The sequence below is a fragment of the Winogradskyella undariae genome (genome assembly GCF_013285155.1).
GTDB lineage: Bacteria > Bacteroidota > Bacteroidia > Flavobacteriales > Flavobacteriaceae > Winogradskyella > Winogradskyella undariae.
Genome location: NZ_JABTEL010000003.1, coordinates 376,736 through 394,206 on the forward strand (window position 1 = coordinate 376,736; position 17,471 = coordinate 394,206).

The 17,471-nt window shown below is 31.5% G+C and carries 16 protein-coding genes; 3 read left to right on the forward strand and 13 right to left on the reverse strand.

The genetic code is table 11. The features are described from left to right. Position 1 precedes the first annotated feature (1 nt). A complete protein-coding gene (locus HSX10_RS06125) occupies positions 2-1,096 on the reverse strand; it encodes a Nif3-like dinuclear metal center hexameric protein (protein ID WP_173587319.1) in 1,095 nt (364 codons plus the stop codon). Between the two features lie 41 nt (positions 1,097-1,137). Here HSX10_RS06125 and lpxK point away from each other — a divergent pair, with 41 nt between their 5' ends. Further along, positions 1,138-2,136: a tetraacyldisaccharide 4'-kinase gene (gene lpxK, locus HSX10_RS06130; protein ID WP_173587320.1), complete on the forward strand. Its 999-nt coding sequence runs from the start codon at positions 1,138-1,140 to the stop codon at positions 2,134-2,136. Here the strand turns inward: lpxK and HSX10_RS06135 are convergent. The 7 genes from HSX10_RS06135 to HSX10_RS06165 are packed head-to-tail and all read right to left on the reverse strand — an operon-like array spanning position 2,129 to position 9,440. Further along, a complete protein-coding gene (locus tag HSX10_RS06135) occupies positions 2,129-4,369 on the reverse strand; it encodes an ATP-binding protein (protein ID WP_173587321.1) in 2,241 nt (746 codons plus the stop codon). The genes lpxK and HSX10_RS06135 overlap by 8 nt on opposite strands. A gap of 41 nt (positions 4,370-4,410) precedes the next feature. Next, positions 4,411-5,415 carry a type I glyceraldehyde-3-phosphate dehydrogenase gene (gap, locus tag HSX10_RS06140; protein ID WP_173587322.1) on the reverse strand — a complete coding sequence of 335 codons (1,005 nt, stop codon included), beginning with the start codon at positions 5,413-5,415 and terminating at the stop codon, positions 4,411-4,413. Continuing rightward, on the reverse strand, positions 5,415-6,287 hold the full coding sequence (lipA, locus tag HSX10_RS06145) for a lipoyl synthase (RefSeq protein WP_173587323.1): 873 nt from the start codon (positions 6,285-6,287) through the stop codon (positions 5,415-5,417). Before lipA ends, gap begins: the two co-directional genes overlap by 1 nt. Positions 6,288-6,337: 50 nt before the next feature. Beyond that, complete coding sequence (locus HSX10_RS06150) at positions 6,338-7,582, reverse strand: NRAMP family divalent metal transporter (protein WP_173587324.1); 1,245 nt, start codon at positions 7,580-7,582, stop codon at positions 6,338-6,340. Next, on the reverse strand, positions 7,582-8,127 hold the full coding sequence (locus HSX10_RS06155) for an RNA polymerase sigma factor (protein ID WP_173587325.1): 546 nt from the start codon (positions 8,125-8,127) through the stop codon (positions 7,582-7,584). Before HSX10_RS06155 ends, HSX10_RS06150 begins: the two co-directional genes overlap by 1 nt. Then, complete coding sequence (locus tag HSX10_RS06160) at positions 8,118-9,230, reverse strand: glycosyltransferase (protein ID WP_173587326.1); 1,113 nt, start codon at positions 9,228-9,230, stop codon at positions 8,118-8,120. Before HSX10_RS06160 ends, HSX10_RS06155 begins: the two co-directional genes overlap by 10 nt. A gap of 6 nt (positions 9,231-9,236) precedes the next feature. After that, entirely contained in the window at positions 9,237-9,440 is a 204-nt protein-coding gene (locus HSX10_RS06165) for a membrane or secreted protein (protein WP_173587327.1), read from the reverse strand. 131 nt (positions 9,441-9,571) lie between these two features. Here HSX10_RS06165 and aqpZ point away from each other — a divergent pair, with 131 nt between their 5' ends. Continuing rightward, a complete protein-coding gene (gene aqpZ / locus HSX10_RS06170; protein WP_173587328.1) occupies positions 9,572-10,258 on the forward strand; it encodes an aquaporin Z in 687 nt (228 codons plus the stop codon). 77 nt (positions 10,259-10,335) lie between these two features. Here aqpZ and HSX10_RS06175 read toward each other — a convergent pair whose 3' ends face one another. The 5 genes from HSX10_RS06175 to HSX10_RS06195 all read right to left on the reverse strand — a co-directional run bounded on the left by HSX10_RS06175 (position 10,336) and on the right by HSX10_RS06195 (position 14,611). Beyond that, positions 10,336-11,127, reverse strand: coding sequence for an anti-sigma factor (locus HSX10_RS06175; RefSeq protein ID WP_173587329.1), 792 nt, complete (start codon positions 11,125-11,127; stop codon positions 10,336-10,338). Between the two features lie 11 nt (positions 11,128-11,138). Then, positions 11,139-11,672 (reverse strand): RNA polymerase sigma factor, encoded by a 534-nt coding sequence (locus tag HSX10_RS06180; protein ID WP_173587330.1) that lies wholly within the window; start codon positions 11,670-11,672, stop codon positions 11,139-11,141. Between the two features lie 189 nt (positions 11,673-11,861). Next, positions 11,862-12,875 carry a UDP-N-acetylmuramate dehydrogenase gene (gene murB / locus HSX10_RS06185; RefSeq protein ID WP_173587331.1) on the reverse strand — a complete coding sequence of 338 codons (1,014 nt, stop codon included), beginning with the start codon at positions 12,873-12,875 and terminating at the stop codon, positions 11,862-11,864. Further along, on the reverse strand, positions 12,875-14,065 hold the full coding sequence (locus HSX10_RS06190; protein WP_173587332.1) for a pyridoxal phosphate-dependent aminotransferase: 1,191 nt from the start codon (positions 14,063-14,065) through the stop codon (positions 12,875-12,877). The genes murB and HSX10_RS06190 overlap by 1 nt, the downstream gene beginning before the upstream one ends. 120 nt (positions 14,066-14,185) lie before the next feature. Further along, on the reverse strand, positions 14,186-14,611 hold the full coding sequence (locus HSX10_RS06195; RefSeq protein WP_173587333.1) for a DUF1573 domain-containing protein: 426 nt from the start codon (positions 14,609-14,611) through the stop codon (positions 14,186-14,188). Between the two features lie 187 nt (positions 14,612-14,798). On the opposite strand from HSX10_RS06195, the gene HSX10_RS06200 reads away from it, so the two are divergent. Further along, positions 14,799-17,429: a valine--tRNA ligase gene (locus tag HSX10_RS06200; protein ID WP_173587334.1), complete on the forward strand. Its 2,631-nt coding sequence runs from the start codon at positions 14,799-14,801 to the stop codon at positions 17,427-17,429. The last annotated feature ends 42 nt before the right edge of the window (positions 17,430-17,471 follow it).

Here is a 17,471-nt window from a genome sequence, read left to right on the forward strand (position 1 = left end):
ATTATAAATACTTTATCGGATTTGTATTTGTCTTTGATAAAATGATTGCAAAATTAGTGATTTTTTTCGAGAGATACTCTACTAAAAATGATTTTGTGAACTGTTCACTCTCATAATGACCAATATCGGCTAAAACAATCTCTTTTTCTGCACTGAAAAAATCATGATATTTTAGATCGGCAGTAATCAAAAGATCAGCATTCATAGCTTTTGCAGCCGGAATAGCGAAACTCCCAGAACCTCCTAAAACAGCAATTCGTTTTATAGGTTGGTTTAATGATTTAGAATGTCTAATGCACTCTGTATTCATTCTAGTTTTAATAAAATGAAGACAATCTTTGGTCTCTAAAGCTGTTTCTAGCTCTCCAACCATGCCTATACCAATATGTTGATTGGTGTTTTCTAAGGTTGAAATTTCGTAAGCAACTTCTTCATAAGGATGTATTTCAAAAAGCGCCTTTAAAATTTTAGATTCAAGATGTTTTGCGTAAGTTATAGAAATAGCTATTTCTTTTTCTGTGTGTAATTGCCCTTTTTTACCAATCACAGGATTTGAATTTTCATTACCTAAGTAGGTACCCTGCCCTTCAATATTAAAACTACAAGATTCATAATTACCTAAACTTCCTGCTCCAACTTCAAATAAAGCTGTTCTTAATGCCTCTGCATTTTCTTTAGGAACATAAGTTTGAAGTTTTTTAATCGTACCTTTTTGCGGGATTAAAACTTTTTTATTTAATAAACCTAATTGGTCACAAATGATAGAATTAACACCTTGAAAAGCATTATCTAAAGCTGTATGAATTGAAAATATGGCAATATTATTTTGAATAGCTTTAATAACAACACGCTCTACATAAGTTTTTCCGGTGAGTTTTTTTAAACCTTTAAAAATAATAGGGTGGAAGCTGACAATAAGGTTGCAGTTGTTTTCAATAGCTTCATCTACAACTTCTTCAAGTGTGTCTAATGTAACAAGGATACCTGTAACGCTTTCGTTTTTATCACCAACTAGTAGTCCAACGTTATCAAAATCTTCAGCATAAGCTAAAGGAGCTAAGTTGTGTAAGTGATTAATGACGTCTTGTATAATCATAAGTGTATATTTGTTTTCAAAAATAATATAATTTAGCCATCGTGAAGTTTATCCGCATCATATTGTTTCCTATAGTACCAATTTATTACCTCATTACTTGGTTTCGTAATTGGTTGTTTGATGTTGGATTAAAAACGTCTAAATCTTATGATTTTCCTGTGATTTGTGTCGGTAATCTGAGTACTGGTGGTACTGGGAAAACTCCTATGATTGAATATTTAATTCGTTTGTTAAAAGACCAAAAGCAGTTAGCTACGCTAAGTCGAGGTTATAAACGTAAAACAGAAGGTTTTGTTTTAGCAGATGAAACCGCAAATGCAGATACTATTGGAGACGAACCTTTTCAGTTTCATAGAAAATTTAATGATGTTACTGTGGCCGTAGATGCTAATCGTCAGAATGGAATTGATCAACTTAGAGAATTAGAGAAACAACCAGAAGTAATTTTGTTAGATGATGCTTATCAGCATAGAAAAGTAAAAGCGGGACTTAATATTCTTTTAACGGCTTATAATAATTTATACTACAAAGATATCGTTTTGCCAACAGGTAATTTGCGTGAACCAAGATCAGGTGCTAATCGTGCAGATTTAATTGTGGTGACTAAGTGTGATAAATCTATTTCTGAAAGTGAAAAGCAAAAGATTACTTCAAGATTAAAATTAAAAGCAAATCAACAATTGTTTTTTAGTTATGTAGATTATGCGCTTCAAGTAAAATCTGATCTCGAAGAATTAGAATTAACTACGCTTCCAAAATTTACATTGGTTACAGGTATTGCCAATGCAAAACCTTTGGTTGGTTTTTTAAAAGAAAAGGAGTTAGAATTCGAGCATCTAGAATTTAATGATCATTATGATTTTAAAGCTTCTGATATTAAGAATTTAGAGTCAAAAACACTGATTATTACAACAGAGAAAGATTATGTAAGGTTAAGGGATTATAAAAGTTTAAGCGGTAAATTGTTTTATTTACCTATTGAAATTAAGATAGATAAGGCTACTCAATTTAAGGGTGCTATAACTAAATTTGTTAACTAAAGAAGCTAGAGATTATTTTTTCTCCAGAAAGTGCAGCGTGTAATTTATCTTCAAAATCTTCTTGCTTAAATGGTTTAGAGATGATGTCATCAAAACCAGCATCACCAAATTCGTGCATTTTATCTTCAAGAGTTACAGCAGTTAAAGCAAATATTGTTAGTTCTTTATCAAAGGTTCTAATGATTTTAGTAGCTTCTAAACCACTAATCCCAGGCATATGTATATCCATTAATACAACATCATATTTTGTTGTTTTAACAATCTCTACCGCGTCTTCGCCGTTATCTACAACATCACAATTTAGATTCATTTTGTTCAGAATCTTTTTTGTGATCATTTGATTGATTTTATTATCTTCAACAATGAGGATTTTAACATTGCTTAAATCTAAACTTTCCATCTTATTTGTTTTTTTAACATCTACGACTTCAGGTTTGTCTACACTTTTATCGTATTCTAAAGGGATTTCAAAAATGAATGTTGTGCCCTTTCCAAGTTCACTCTTTAGGTAAATTTTACCTTTCAGAATTTGAATAAGCCCTTTTACAATTGATAAACCTAAGCCAGTACCACCATACTTTCTATTAATTTGAACTGAACCCTGAGAGAAACTCTCAAACATGTGTTCTTGTTTTTCTTTTGTAATACCAATCCCATTATCTTCAATTTCAAAGCGAAGACTATACATCTTATCCTTCTTGTCAATTTTATATGTTCTCACCCAAATGTCTCCATCTTTTGTGAATTTAATAGCATTTCCTAACAGGTTAATTAAGATTTGAGAAATTTTTAATTGATCTCCAATAAATGTTTCTGGTAACTCATTTTCATAGTCAAAATGAATTTTTGTATCCTGGTCGTTAGCAGAATTACTAAGTGCAGAAATTACATTTTCTAACTTATGTTTAAGGTTGAAATGTTCAGGGTCTATTTCAACTTTATTAGCCTCAATTTTATTAATCTGAAGGATATCATTTATAAAGGTAAGTAAGTAATCACCAGAAAATTTTAAGGATTTTAAATGTGGTAATTGATGTGGTTTAGGATCTTCATCTAATAACATGTCTGTAAGTCCGGTTACGGCATATAACGGTGTCCGTAGCTCGTGAGTTACTGTAGATAGGAAGTTTGCTTTTGTCTTAGAAGCTAATTCGGCTTTTTCTTTTGCGATTATAAGTTCGTCATTTTTCTTATGAAGCATCGTATTAGAATTCAGCCTAATATTATTGTTTTTGTATAACGATAATGTTAACAGAGATAGTATGGTAATTAACGCAATACTTAAGATGGTTGTTATTTTTGAAAAAGCACTTGCAGCAGTAACTTCTTCCATTTGTTCTTTTAATTGCTTGTTTTGTGCGTCTTTGTAATTATTAATCGTTTGACCAGATATTCCAGGTGCTAAGTTTTTTCTTGTTACATTTAAAATAGAATCAGATAAAGAAATATGCTTTTTGATATAGTCGAGCGAATTTTCATAATCGCCATTTTTTTCATGAATATTACTTAGAGTTAAGAAAGCTTCATTTTTATCTTCTGAAATTTTATGCTTTTGCGCAATAGATAATCCTTTTTCAGTTTGAGTTAAAGCTATTTCATCATTATCTAGAGCAGAATACACTTTTCCACTATGAATTAATGCACTACTAAGACGACGTGGTTGATTGTATTTTTTAGCTAAAATGATGGTTTTTTCTAAGTCTATTTTTGCTTCTTCATAACGATTTTGCTCAATATAAACTTTAGCTTCGTTTAGAAAAACATCTGAAGTGTATTCTTCTAAATCTTCTTGCTCGAATAAATTTTTAGCTGAATTGAAATAATCTAAGGCTTCATCATAATCTTTTTTGCTACTATGCATTACACCTTTAATATTGTAAGCAATAGCAAGATTACCATAATCCTCAATTTCGCGTTGAATGTGCATTGCCTTACCAATAGAAATATTGGCTTTATCTTCCTCTCCAACTAAGAATTGGACTTTTGAGATTTTGGTGTGAATTTTACCTTGGCTGGTTTTATCGTCAATTTTTATAGCAATGCTTAATGCTTGATCTAAGTTATCTAAAGCATTGTAGTATTTTCCTCTGTCACTATCTAATTTGGCTTGGTTTAAGTGTTCGTTAAGCCATAAAGGAAGCATATCTTCATTAGCCATGCTTGCTTGCTGTGCAAAAACAAAACTGCAAGCACATGCAAAAACAACAAATATATAATATTTGATTTGAGACATTTAGCTAGATTTAATTTAAACAAATATAAATATTTATTCGACTAAGGTCGTTTTTTGCCTGATAAATTGGAAATTAAATCTAAAACTCTTGAGCTATAGCCAGTTTCGTTATCATACCAACCAATAATTTTTACCATGTTACCTATTACTGAGGTCATTTGAGCATCAAAAATACATGAATGAGGATTACCTACAATATCAATGGAAACGATTGGGTCTTCTGTATATTCAAGAATACCTTTTAATTGGTTTTGTGCTGCATTTTTAAAAATTAAATTAACTTCTTCTGTAGATGTTGGTTTTTCAACGTTAATTGTAATATCTGTTAAAGAGCCATTAGCAACAGGGACTCTAATACCACAACCTCCAATAACGTCTGCTAAATCCGGAAAAATCTTTGTTAATGCTTTAGCAGCGCCTGTTGTTGTTGGTACTATAGATTGTCCGGCAGCTCTTGCTCTTCTTAAATCTTTGTGAGGTTGATCGTGCAGACTTTGGTCTGTTGTATAAGAATGTATTGTTGTTATATAAGCTTGCTCAATACCAAGATGTTCTTTTATTAAAGCAATCATTGGAGCAGCGTTATTAGTTGTACAAGAGGCGTTAGATAAAATGGTTTCTGTACCATCAATTGTATCATCGTTAACTCCTAAAACAATAGTTTTAATGTCATCTTCTAAAGCTGGAACAGATAGAATAACACGTTTAGCTCCGTTTAAAATATGATATTGGAGTTCCGTTTTAGTTTTAAATTTCCCAGTAGATTCAATAACAAAATCAGGAGCTACTTGAGACCAATCTAAATCTTTAGGGTGTGATTTACCGTATAAAGGAATTGAAATATCGTTTATAATAATATGATTATCATCAGAAGAAATTTGATCCTTTAAAACACCGTGAATACTATCATACTTTAATAAATGGCTTAAGGTTCTTGTATCTGCTAAATCATTTATGGCTACAATTTGTATTTCAGGATGCTGTAAAGCTAATCTAAACACACGGCGACCTATTCTTCCAAAACCATTAATAGCTACAGTAATCATTAATTAATGTGTTTTTGAGCTTTGTAAGAAGACCTTACTAATGCACTACTTTCTACGTGTCTAAATCCTAGTTTTAAACCAATTTCTTCGTATTCTTTAAATTGATCAGGGTTGATGAAAGATTTTACAGGTAAGTGTTTTTTACTTGGTTGTAAATATTGCCCAATAGTAACAACATCAACATCATTATCTCGTAAATCGTGAAGCGTTTGTATAACTTCTTCGCGTTCTTCTCCAAGACCTAGCATTATACCAGATTTAGTTCTGCGTTGTCCTTGAGATTTTAAGTATTTTAAAACACCAAGGCTACGGTCGTATTTTGCTTGTATTCTTACATCACGAGTTAAACGTCTTACAGTTTCAATATTATGAGAAACGACTTCTGGAGCGACATCAATAATACGGTCGATATGTTTTTCTACACCTTGAAAATCAGGGATAAGAGTTTCTAGTGTTGTTTCAGGATTCATACGTCGGACAGCTTTCACAGTTTCAGCCCACATAATACTCCCCATGTCTTTAAGATCATCACGGTCTACACTTGTTAAAACGGCATGTTTAATTTGCATTAATTTTATAGAGCGTGCTACTTTTTCTGGTTCATCCCAATCTACCGTTTCTGGTCTTCCTGTTTTTACACCACAAAAACCACAAGAACGTGTACATACATTTCCTAAAATCATAAATGTAGCTGTTCCTTCTCCCCAGCATTCACCCATGTTAGGGCAACTTCCAGATGTACAAATTGTATTTAATTTATACTTATCTACTAATGACCTAAGTTCTGTGTATTTTTTTCCTGTAGGTAACTTTACTCTTAACCATTTTGGTTTTCTTTCTGGTAAAATATTCGAAGCAACTGTGGTTTCCATGTAATTATCAATTTCTTGTTGCAAAGATACGAAGTAAATAATAAAATAATTTAAAGTATAGAGAGGTACCAAGCACTAAATCCAATAAGAAAAACAATTCCTGCCCAAGATAAAATGCGGAGCGCTATTTTTGGTCTCCATTCTGGTGGTGTATGTTCACTACAGATTAATCTGTAATTGATGTAAGCATAAAAAGGGGTTGTTATAAAAGAGAGAATGGTTGCTATTTTGATAAGAACTCCCATCTCTGAAGCAAAAGCGAAAAAGATGATTAAAGTCCCAATAGTCAGGGTTAAGATCCAAAATAGATACCCGTTTTTATGTTTTTTTTGAGTTAAGACTTCAATGCTTGTTGCCATTGCTCTAGGTGAAGCATCTAGAGTGGTTAATGTGGTACTAAACATAGTTGTTAATACGGCAATACCGATAATGACATAAGACCATTGCCCTAAGCTAGAAGTGTAAACATCTATTAATTGACTTGCGAATAACGTTGCTTGGGTACTGAAAGGTTCTTTAGAATCATACATTACAAAATAACCTAAGCATATAAACCCGATACCGAGAAACATAGCTCCAAAATAGCCAATATTAAAATCTAATAATGCTACTTTAGGAGTGAAAGATTCTTTTTCCTTTCTCTTTTCTACAGACCATATAGATTGCCAAACAGAAACATCTAAAGGTGCCGGCATCCACCCCATAAAGGCTACCAAGAAAGCAATTTCTATTGGTGTTTTTGGTAGAATTTGACTAAAGTTAAGTGTCTCATTAAAGTTGTCATAAGCAAAATACACAGCAATAAGCGTACTCGCAGTAAGTATTAAAATAATAACTTTAATTATTTTATCTAAGGCTTTATATTTTCCTACAAAAAGAATAAAAAGACAAATAGAAAGTATAATTACGGTCCAAGTTTCTATACTTAAAACCTTTGAGTTTCCATAGCTTAAAAAGCTAATATCACCAAAAAGTGTATTGGCTATGCCTGCGGTGACGATGGTTACCGCAGTTTGTATTGTAAATATAGTGGCAATGTTAAGAATGAAATAGGTGATTAATACACCTTTTCCTAACTTATAATAGCCATGAATTAGACTTTCTCCTGTAGCTGCAGCATACTTTGCTCCAAATTGAAAAAAAGGATACTTAAAAATATGGACTAGTAATAATGCCCAAAGCAATCCTAAACCAAAATCAGCACCAGCTCTTGTAGATTGTACAATGTGAGAAACTCCTATTGCGGCTCCTGCAAATAATAGTCCTGGACCTAATTTTTTAAATATTGAAAACACTAACTTTTTGTAATTATAGCTGCTAATAATTTTTTAGCTCTCAGGAGTTTAACTTTTACATTGTTTATCGGTTCATTTAATTTTTCAGAAATTTCCTTGTAACTCAATTCTTGAAAATATCTTAGATTAATGACTTCTTGATAGTGAGGCTTTAGCTTTTTAATGTCTCGTAAAAGTTTTGCGAGATTTTGTTCTGTGATAATTTTATCTTCAGGTGTGGGAGAATCGTCAACGATGTAAAAATAGTTTTCGTCGTTATCTTTTGAAGTATTTCTAATAGATTGTTTTTGTTTTCTAACTAAATCTATATGAATATTTTTAGAAATAGTAATCAGCCAAGTTTTAAACTTATAATCTTCATTATAAGTGTTAATCTTACCAAAAGCCCTAGAAAATGTTTGAATGGTAATGTCTTCAGCATCATTCTCATTCATTGTTCGTTTTAGTTGAAACGCATAAACATCATTCCAATATGTATCTAAAAGGAAATTGAATGCAATTTGATTGTTGTTTTTTGCTTTGTTTATAGCTTCTTTTATTTCCAATGTTTTGGCTTAGATATCAAATTAACTATAAAGATACTTAAATGAAAAGTAATTAATAGTATTTCTAAAATTGGCATCAGTAAAAGTAAGTCTGTTTCTTTAAATTTTTTAGCTGTAAACCCAAAAGAAATCCATTGTATTACATACTTTAAGGCAATTAAAGAAACAACCAAAGGCCATGAAAATTTAGTGATTAATAGTGAAATACCTAAAATCCAAAATAATAATTGTGTGGTGTAAAATAAGCCTAATAAAACTTTATGCTTTGATTTGTAATGCTTTGAAGTACTGATGTGTCTTCGTTTTTGGAGTATCCAAGATTTAAAAGATGTTTTTGGTTCTGAAATGGTGAAGCTTTCTTTAGTGTAGCAAAGTGCTGTATTTGAGGTGTTAGATACTTCATTAATAAATAAATCGTCGTCACCAGATTTAATAGACATATGGCTGTTAAAACCACAGTTGTCAAAGAATACATTTTTCTTGTAGGCTAAATTGCGACCAACGCCCATATAAGGTATCCCCATTTTAGCATAAGAAAAGTATTGTAAAGCCGTCATTACAGTTTCAAAACGGATAAGCTTATTTAAAATAGAAAATTTCTTTTTTGCATAAGCTCCATAGCCTAAAATAATAGATTTTTCATTTGAAAAATGACTGGTTAATTGACTTAGCCATTGATCAGAATTTGGCGTACAATCTGCATCGGTAAAGACTAAATAATCATTTTTAGAGGCTTTGATGCCTAAGGTAAGTGCGTATTTTTTATTTCCCCAAAAAGCTTCGCTTATTTTAACATCAACAAGTTTTATTGAGTTGTGTTTTGAAGCGAACTCTTCCATTATTTCTAATGAGTTGTCAAACGAGCTATCATTGACTAATACAATTTCGAAATTAGAATAATCTTGATTTAATATTAGAGGAATATTTTTTTTTAAATTATCGGCTTCATTTTTAGCACAAATAATAAGAGATATTGGGATGTGTTTTTTTAATTGAGCTTCTGCTTTTTTTACTCCAAAAGAGAAGAGGAAACTTAGATAATATATAATTTGAACACAGACTACTGCTATAAATGCATAAAACAGCATTAAAATAATTGTCATTTAGGCTTAAGAATGTTGAGGTTCGCTACAGTCTTTATATTCGTCTGGCGTTTTTCCACAAAAACCACAAGCTTCTCCATCTTTGTTAAGCATTGGATTTTGGCTCGCACATGTGCCTGCAAATTTACCATCTTTTTTAGCCCAAATTTTTATTGCAATTCCTGCTACTGCTAAAGCTAATAATCCTAATGTAAGTAATAATAATTTCATTTGAATTTTTAAATTTGATGCAAAGATAAGGCTTTTCCATTTATTTCCTTGTTTCTTTTAGTGTGACTTAAACAGTTTTATTTGTGTCTTATTGACAATAGATATAACTAATTATATTAAAATAACGAATTATGAAAAAATTATTTGCAGAGTTTTTTGGAACTTTTTGGCTTGTCTTTGGAGGTTGTGGTAGTGCTGTTTTTGCAGCTGCGTTTCCTGAATTAGGAATTGGTTTTTTAGGTGTTGCATTAGCGTTTGGACTTACGGTATTAACTATGGCTTTTGCTGTTGGTCATATTTCTGGTGGACATTTTAATCCTGCTGTATCTATAGGTCTTTGGGCAGGTGGAAAGTTTGAAGCTAAAAATTTATTAGGGTACATTGTTGTTCAAGTTATAGGAGCCATTACAGCTGCTGCGGTATTATATCTTATTGTTTCGGGTAAATCTGATTTTAATGGTGTAGGAGGTTTTGCTGCTAATGGTTATGATGCTTTGTCTCCAGGTGGTTTTAGTATGATATCTGCTTTAGTTACAGAAGTTGTATTGACAGCATTCTTTTTAATTGTGATTTTAGGAAGTACAAATTTTAGAGCACCTAAAGGTTTTGCGCCTATTGCTATAGGTTTGGCTTTAACTTTAATTCACCTTATAAGTATACCTATTACAAATACATCTGTAAACCCCGCAAGATCTTTAAGTCAAGCAATATTTGCTGATGGGGCTTATTTATCTCAAGTATGGTTGTTCTGGGTAGCTCCAATTGCAGGTGCTATTATTGGAGGAATTATTCATAAATCATTCTTCGAAAAAGAATAATGTTATTAAATTTAAAGAATACAAAAGAGGCGCAATATATATTGCGCCTCTTTTTGGATTAATTAACTAATACTTGTTTAGTTATCTTTTAAAGAAATCTCAGCAACTTCAGTGTCATTTTCACTTGCGTTATCTCCTTTTGTTCCAATTTTAATACTTAAAGCTAAGGCATCTTCCATATATGGAATCTGTTTTAACTTACGGTCAGACTCATCTAAAATACCTAGATTAACCATTCTGTCTTGTAATTCAGCCCAAATTTGATATTGCTGTTCTTTTGGTAATTGAGGGAGTGTAATAACATCAATCATAGATGTTTTTTCAATAGGATTAATGTAGGCTACAGTTTTTAAATTCTTAGCACGATCATTACCATTAATAACATATTTCTTTGAATCTGGATTATTGAGTTTTAATAATTCTCTAGATAGTTCATCTAATTTAGAATTGTTACTTTCAATATCACCACGTAAATCAAAAATTTCATCTACAACAACATTATTTTCGTTTTTAAGCTCTTCATTTTTTTGATAAAACATAAAAGATGTTACCGCAAATATTACAGCAGCAGCACTCGCCGCAAAACTATACCACGGTGTCTTTCTGTTTTGTGTTATATGAATCACTTTTGGTTCAGTAGTTTCTTCTAAAGACTCTAAAATGTCATTTAAGAAATCTTTAGGCAAATCAACAGCTCCAGCTTTTGCTATGATTTCTAAATTATCTTGAAGTTTTTCATAAGCTTCAGTAGCCTCTGGGTAACTTGAAATAAAGTATTCTACTTCTTTAGACTCTGCTGTAGAGGTTTCTCCAATCAAATACTTTTGAAGTAGATCGGAATTTAAAAAGGTGTGTAATTTCTTTTCCATGATCAAATAATTTATGGATTATAAACTTTTTTCAGCTCTCTCAATCCTATTTTTAATCTAGATTTAATTGTACCAAGCGGAATATCTAATTCATCGCTGGCTTCTTGTTGTGTCATTCCTTGAAAAAATAAAGCATCTAACACAATTTGATATTTTTCTTCTAGTGTTCCAACATGTTTCTTAATGTCCATGACATCTTCATTGAAATTTGTTGTTGGTAGAATATATACGTTAGAAGTTTCAATTTGGACTTCTTTATGATATCTATTATTAAAACTTCTTAGTTTATCTATAGCTGTATTTCTTGCAATACGGAATAACCAAGTAAATAGTTTGGCTTTCTTCTGGTCGTATTTTGAATGATTTTTCCAGACTTTAATAAAAGTTTCTTGTAAAGCGTCTTGGGCAATTTCTTCATTTATTGTAATTTTTAAAATTACACCATAAAGACTATTTGAATAATTTTCATAAAGTAAATTCAAAGCCCGTTTATCTCCTTTATGGAGATAAACGATAATTTTTTGTTCTGTAGGTGTAATACTCAAAATGCTAAAATCTTGTTTAGTTGATTTTTTTAAATGTCCAAAATGAATTTATAAGCGTAAATATAATTAAATACACCTTAATGGTGCTCTATATAAAGTGCTAGAATGGTTTTGTCTTCTTAAGCGATTGATTGATAGTGTTTAATCAATCTAAGGCCCAAAGTCACAATTTTAATTGTGGTTTTTGTTTTATATAATATTCACTTCAGTTTCTATGGTGATATTAAATAAGCGTTTTACTGTTTTTTGAATTAGTTGTGCTAATTTAAATATGTCTTTGCCTTTAGCATTGCCATAATTGACTAAAACCAAAGCTTGTTTATCATGGACCCCATAGTCTTTAAAACGTTTTCCTTTAAAACCCGCTTTTTCAATCAGCCAACCTGCAGGTACTTTAATTTCATCTTCAGAAACGACGTAAGATGGTGCATCTGCAAAGTTAGCTTCTAATGCTTTAAAAGTTGCAGCTGTTACAATTGGGTTTTTAAAAAAACTACCGCTATTACCAATTTCTTTTGGATCTGGTAATTTGCTATGTCTAATGGCTATAACTGCTTTTGAAACATCTTGAATTGTAGGGTTTTCTATTTGTAAATCCTCTAATTCATTTTTAATAGCACCATAATCTATTCGTAAATGGTGGTTCGTTTTTGTTAATTGAAGATTAACACTTGTAATAATATAGTCGCCTTTTAAATCTTGTTTAAAAATAGATTCTCTGTAGCCAAAATTACAATCCGGTTTTAAAAATGTTTTTAAGGTTTGATTTTCTACATTTATAGCTTCACAACTCGAAAACACATCTTTAAGCTCAACTCCATATGCTCCAATATTTTGAATAGGTGCTGTTCCTATATTACCAGGTATTAAAGAAAGATTTTCAATCCCTCCATAATTATGCTGTAAACACCAAAGGACAAAATTATGCCAGTTTTCACCTGCCATAGCTTTAACTATGACGGTGTCTTCTGTTTCACTAACGACTTCAATACCTTTTAAATTAATATGAAGAACAAGTGCTTCAATATCTTTAGTTAATAGCATATTGCTTCCTCCTCCTAAAAAAAATAGAGGTTTAGAATGTTGCGCTTTAAGAATGTCTTTAAGTGCTTCTATTGAGCTAATGTCACAATAAGATTGTGCATTAGCATCAATACCAAAGGTGTTAAAAGGTTTTAATGAAGCGTTGTTAATAATAGTCATTAGTCCTTGTAAACTTTTAATGCTTCTTTTAATATTTTAACTGCAGTTATTAGACTTTCTTCGTTTAATACGTATGCTATTCTAATTTGATTTAATCCAACGCCTGGCGTAGAGTAAAAGCCAGCAGCAGGTGCTACCATTACAGTATCATTATTATAATCAAAAGATTCTAATAACCATTTTGCAAAATCGTCCGAATTTTTTACTGGTAATTCTGCAATACAATAAAAGGCACCGTTAGGTTTTGCAACTTTTACACCTTCAATTTTTTCCAATTCAGTAATTAGCGTATTTCTACGTTTTACATATTCATCTTTAACATCATCAAAATAACTCTGAGGAGTTTCTAAAGCTGCTTCACTAGCAATTTGAGCAAATGTTGGAGGACTTAATCTTGCTTGGGCAAATTTTAAAGCTGTCTTTATAAATTCTTTATTTTTTGAAACTAAATATCCAATTCTTGCGCCACACATGCTGTAACGTTTAGAAACAGAATCTATAATGATAGCATGCTCTTCTATACCTGGTTCTTGTAAAATAGAGTAGTGCTCAATACCATCGTAGACAAATTCTCTATAAACTTCGTCAGCAATTAAAAACAAATCATGCTTTTTTACAACGGCAGCTAATTGCTTTATTTCTTCTTTAGAATATAAATAACCTGTAGGGTTTCCTGGGTTGCAGATTAATATAGCTTTAGTTTTAGGAGTAATAAGTTTTTCGAATTCCTCAATTGCAGGTAAAGCAAAATTATCTTCAATTTTAGAAATTACCGGTACTACATTTACGCCAGAAGCTATAGAAAATCCGTTATAGTTAGCATAAAATGGTTCTGGGATTATTATTTCATCATCCTTATCCATTATACTACCAAAAGCAAATAAAAGTGCTTCACTTCCTCCTGTAGTAACAATGATATCGTTATGAGTTACGTTAATAGAATTACGCTTATAATATTCTGCAATTTTAATTCTGTATGTTTCAGAACCTTCAGATCTACTATAGGCTATAGTTTCTAAATTCTGATTTTTAACAGCATCAAGAGCGACCTGAGGGGTTTTTATATCTGGCTGACCGATATTAAGGTAATAAACATTTTTACCTTTTTTATGTGCAGCTTCGGCATACGGTACCAATTTTCTAATTGGAGATTCTGGCATGTTGATGCCTTTGTTTGATATTATTGGCATATTAATATGAGTTTTAAAGTGCTAAGTTCTGAAATTTATTAAGGTTTATATGCTAAAAAAGCATAAAAAAATGAGTCCTCGATATGAGAACTCATTTTAAACTTTAGAAAGCAAGCTAAATTATTGCTCTAACATGCTTTTGCTTTTCTTTTCTAAAACACTAGTCTTGCTAGAGTCTACAACTAAACCTTTGATTTTTAAAGCTACAGTTGGTGTTTCCGCATTAGAAAAAACAGTGATTGTTTTTCTAATAGGGTTTACTCTTTTAGTGTCATATTTTACTTCAATTACACCTGTTTCACCTGGCATAATAGGATCTTTTGGCTTTTTTGGTACAGTACAACCGCAAGTAGATTTTACATTAGAAATTACTAAAGGAGCATCTCCTGTATTTGTAAATTCAAATACTCTTACACCATCAGCACCTTTTTCAATAGTACCGTAGTCAATAACATCTGTTTTAAACTCGATTTTTGCTACTTTTTCTTGAGCGAAAGAACCAAAGCTAATTAGTCCTACAAATAAGATTGCTAATAAATTTTTCATCATTTTAATTTTAAAATTGATTATTCAAAACTAGGTACTTTTTCGTTTCAATCAAAATTTATTAGTTGTAATACATGGCTTTTAACAGATTTTCTGCTTTTTTACACCATATAGTTCCATTAATAATTTTTCGAAATAGGAATTATAAGTACTTTTGACAGCTATATTACAAAAACAATACCAAAAAATGGAAATTCCTTCTAAATATAATGCACAGTCAGTAGAAAATAAGTGGTACGACTACTGGATGCAAAATAACTACTTTCATTCTGTGCCAGACGAAAGAGAGCCTTATACGATTGTTATTCCTCCTCCAAATGTTACAGGGATACTTCACATGGGGCATATGTTGAACAATACCATTCAAGATGTATTGATTCGTCGTGCGCGTTTAATGGGGAAAAATGCGTGTTGGGTTCCCGGAACTGATCATGCCTCTATTGCTACAGAAGCAAAAGTTGTGGCTAAGCTAAAAGAGCAAGGCATTGATAAAAATGACCTTTCTCGCGAAGAGTTTTTAGAACATGCTTGGGAGTGGACAGAAGAATATGGTGGTGTTATTTTAGACCAACTTAAAAAGTTAGGATGTTCTTGTGATTGGGACAGAACTAAATTTACCATGGACGATGATATGTCCGAAGCTGTAATTAAAGTGTTTGTTGATTTATATAATAAAGGCTTAATTTATAGAGGTTACCGAATGGTGAATTGGGATCCTGAAGCAAAAACAACGTTATCTGATGAAGAAGTAAATCATGTTGAAAAACAAGGCTTGCTTTATTATTTAGAATATAAAATTGAAGGTAGTGACGAAAAGTTAACTATTGCAACTACACGTCCTGAAACAATTTTTGGTGATACAGCAATTTGTATCAATCCAAATGATGAGCGTTTTACGCATTTAAAAGGAAAGAAAGCTATTGTTCCTATTTGTGGACGTGTTATTCCTATTATTGAAGATGAATATGTAGATGTTGAATTTGGTACAGGTTGTTTAAAAGTAACACCTGCACACGATGAAAACGATAAAGGTTTAGGAGATAGACATAATTTAGAAGTGGTTGATATCTTTAATGATGATGCGAGTTTAAATAGCTTCGGAATGCATTACGAAGGTCAAGATCGTTTTGTGGTTAGAAAAGCAATTTCTAAAGAATTAGAAGAAGCTGGTATTTTAGTTAAAACTGAAAACCATATTAATAAAGTAGGAACTTCTGAGCGTACCAAAGCTGTTATTGAGCCACGTTTAAGTGATCAGTGGTTTTTAAAAATGGAAGATTTAGCACAACCTGCTATTGATGCTGTTTTAAAGAATGGTGATATTAAACTTTTTCCTAAGAAGTTTGAAAACACCTACAGACACTGGATGGAGAATATTCGTGATTGGAACATCTCTCGTCAATTACTTTGGGGACAACAAATCCCTGCATTTTATTATGGAGATGGAAAAGAGGATTTTGTAGTTGCAGAAACTATAGAAGAAGCTTTAAAATTAGCCCAAGAGAAAACAAAGAATTTAGATTTAAAAGCAGAAAACTTAAGACAAGAAACAGATGCTTTAGATACTTGGTTTAGTTCTTGGTTATGGCCAATGAGTGTTTTTGATGGTATTCGTAATCCTGAAAACGAAGAAATAAAATATTATTACCCAACGAATGATTTAGTAACTGGTCCAGATATTTTATTTTTCTGGGTGGCACGTATGATTGTTGCTGGTTATGAATATAAAGACGAAAAGCCTTTTGAAAATGTTTATTTAACAGGGTTAGTTAGAGATAAACAAAGACGAAAAATGTCTAAATCTCTTGGTAATTCTCCAGATGCTTTAAAACTTATTGAAGAATATACAGCAGATGGTGTAAGAGTAGGTTTATTATTAAGTTCTGCAGCCGGAAACGATTTAATGTTTGATGAAACATTATGCCAACAAGGAAAAGGTTTTGGTAATAAAATATGGAATGCTTTTCAATTGACTAACCTTTGGGAAGTTGCAGATATTGAACAACCAAACTCTAGTAAAATTGCTTTAGAATGGTACGAAGCTAAGTTTCAGTCTGTATTAGTAGAAATAGAAGATCATTTTAGTAAATACAGATTAAGCGATGCTTTAATGTCTATTTATAAATTGATTTATGATGATTTCTGTGGTTGGATGTTAGAGATGGTTAAACCCGCTTATCAACAACCAATAGATAGAACAACTTACAACAAAGTAATGTCTATTTTTGAAGATAACTTAAAGATTGTTCATCCTTTTATGCCTTTCTTAACGGAAGATATTTGGCAATATATTAAAGAGCGTTCACCAGAAGAAGCTTTAATTATCGCAAAATGGCCAGAAGCGAAACCTATTAATGAAACTTTAATTTCTGAGTTCGATTTTGCTTCAGAAGTTATTTCAGGAATTAGAAACATAAGAAAACAAAAGAATATTGCTTTTAAAGATGCCATTAGTTTCTCTGTGGTTAATAACGAAAATGCAACAACGACTTTTGATGCTGTAATTTCGAAATTGGGTAACCTAGAGAGTTATGACTATGTAACGGAAGCTGTAGAAGGCGCTTTAACTTATAGAGTAAAATCTAACGAATACTTTATTCCTATGGAAGGAAGTATAGATGTTGAAGCTGAAATAGCTAAGCTTACTGAAGAGCTAAGTTATACTGAAGGTTTTCTTAAGTCTGTACAAAAGAAACTATCTAACGAGCGTTTTGTAGCAGGTGCACCAGAACAAGTTGTAGCTTCTGAGAAAAAGAAAGAGGCTGATGCTTTAGCTAAGATTGAAACAATTAAAGCGAGTTTAGCGAGTTTGAAATAATATTTATTTGAAATATTTTATATAAAAAAGACTGCCGTAAAG

What these genes read in the sequence shown, in the direction of transcription:
- HSX10_RS06125 (WP_173587319.1), bottom strand. Translation starts at nt 1,096, where the DNA reads ATGATTATACAAGACGTCATTAATCACTTACACAACTTAGCTCCTTTA.
- HSX10_RS06135 (WP_173587321.1), bottom strand. Translation starts at nt 4,369, where the DNA reads ATGTCTCAAATCAAATATTATATATTTGTTGTTTTTGCATGTGCTTGC.
- gap (WP_173587322.1), bottom strand. Translation starts at nt 5,415, where the DNA reads ATGATTACTGTAGCTATTAATGGTTTTGGAAGAATAGGTCGCCGTGTG.
- lipA (WP_173587323.1), bottom strand. Translation starts at nt 6,287, where the DNA reads ATGGAAACCACAGTTGCTTCGAATATTTTACCAGAAAGAAAACCAAAA.
- HSX10_RS06160 (WP_173587326.1), bottom strand. Translation starts at nt 9,230, where the DNA reads ATGACAATTATTTTAATGCTGTTTTATGCATTTATAGCAGTAGTCTGT.
- HSX10_RS06165 (WP_173587327.1), bottom strand. Translation starts at nt 9,440, where the DNA reads ATGAAATTATTATTACTTACATTAGGATTATTAGCTTTAGCAGTAGCA.
- aqpZ (WP_173587328.1), top strand. Translation starts at nt 9,572, where the DNA reads ATGAAAAAATTATTTGCAGAGTTTTTTGGAACTTTTTGGCTTGTCTTT.
- HSX10_RS06175 (WP_173587329.1), bottom strand. Translation starts at nt 11,127, where the DNA reads ATGGAAAAGAAATTACACACCTTTTTAAATTCCGATCTACTTCAAAAG.
- murB (WP_173587331.1), bottom strand. Translation starts at nt 12,875, where the DNA reads ATGACTATTATTAACAACGCTTCATTAAAACCTTTTAACACCTTTGGT.
- HSX10_RS06190 (WP_173587332.1), bottom strand. Translation starts at nt 14,065, where the DNA reads ATGCCAATAATATCAAACAAAGGCATCAACATGCCAGAATCTCCAATT.
- HSX10_RS06195 (WP_173587333.1), bottom strand. Translation starts at nt 14,611, where the DNA reads ATGAAAAATTTATTAGCAATCTTATTTGTAGGACTAATTAGCTTTGGT.
- HSX10_RS06200 (WP_173587334.1), top strand. Translation starts at nt 14,799, where the DNA reads ATGGAAATTCCTTCTAAATATAATGCACAGTCAGTAGAAAATAAGTGG.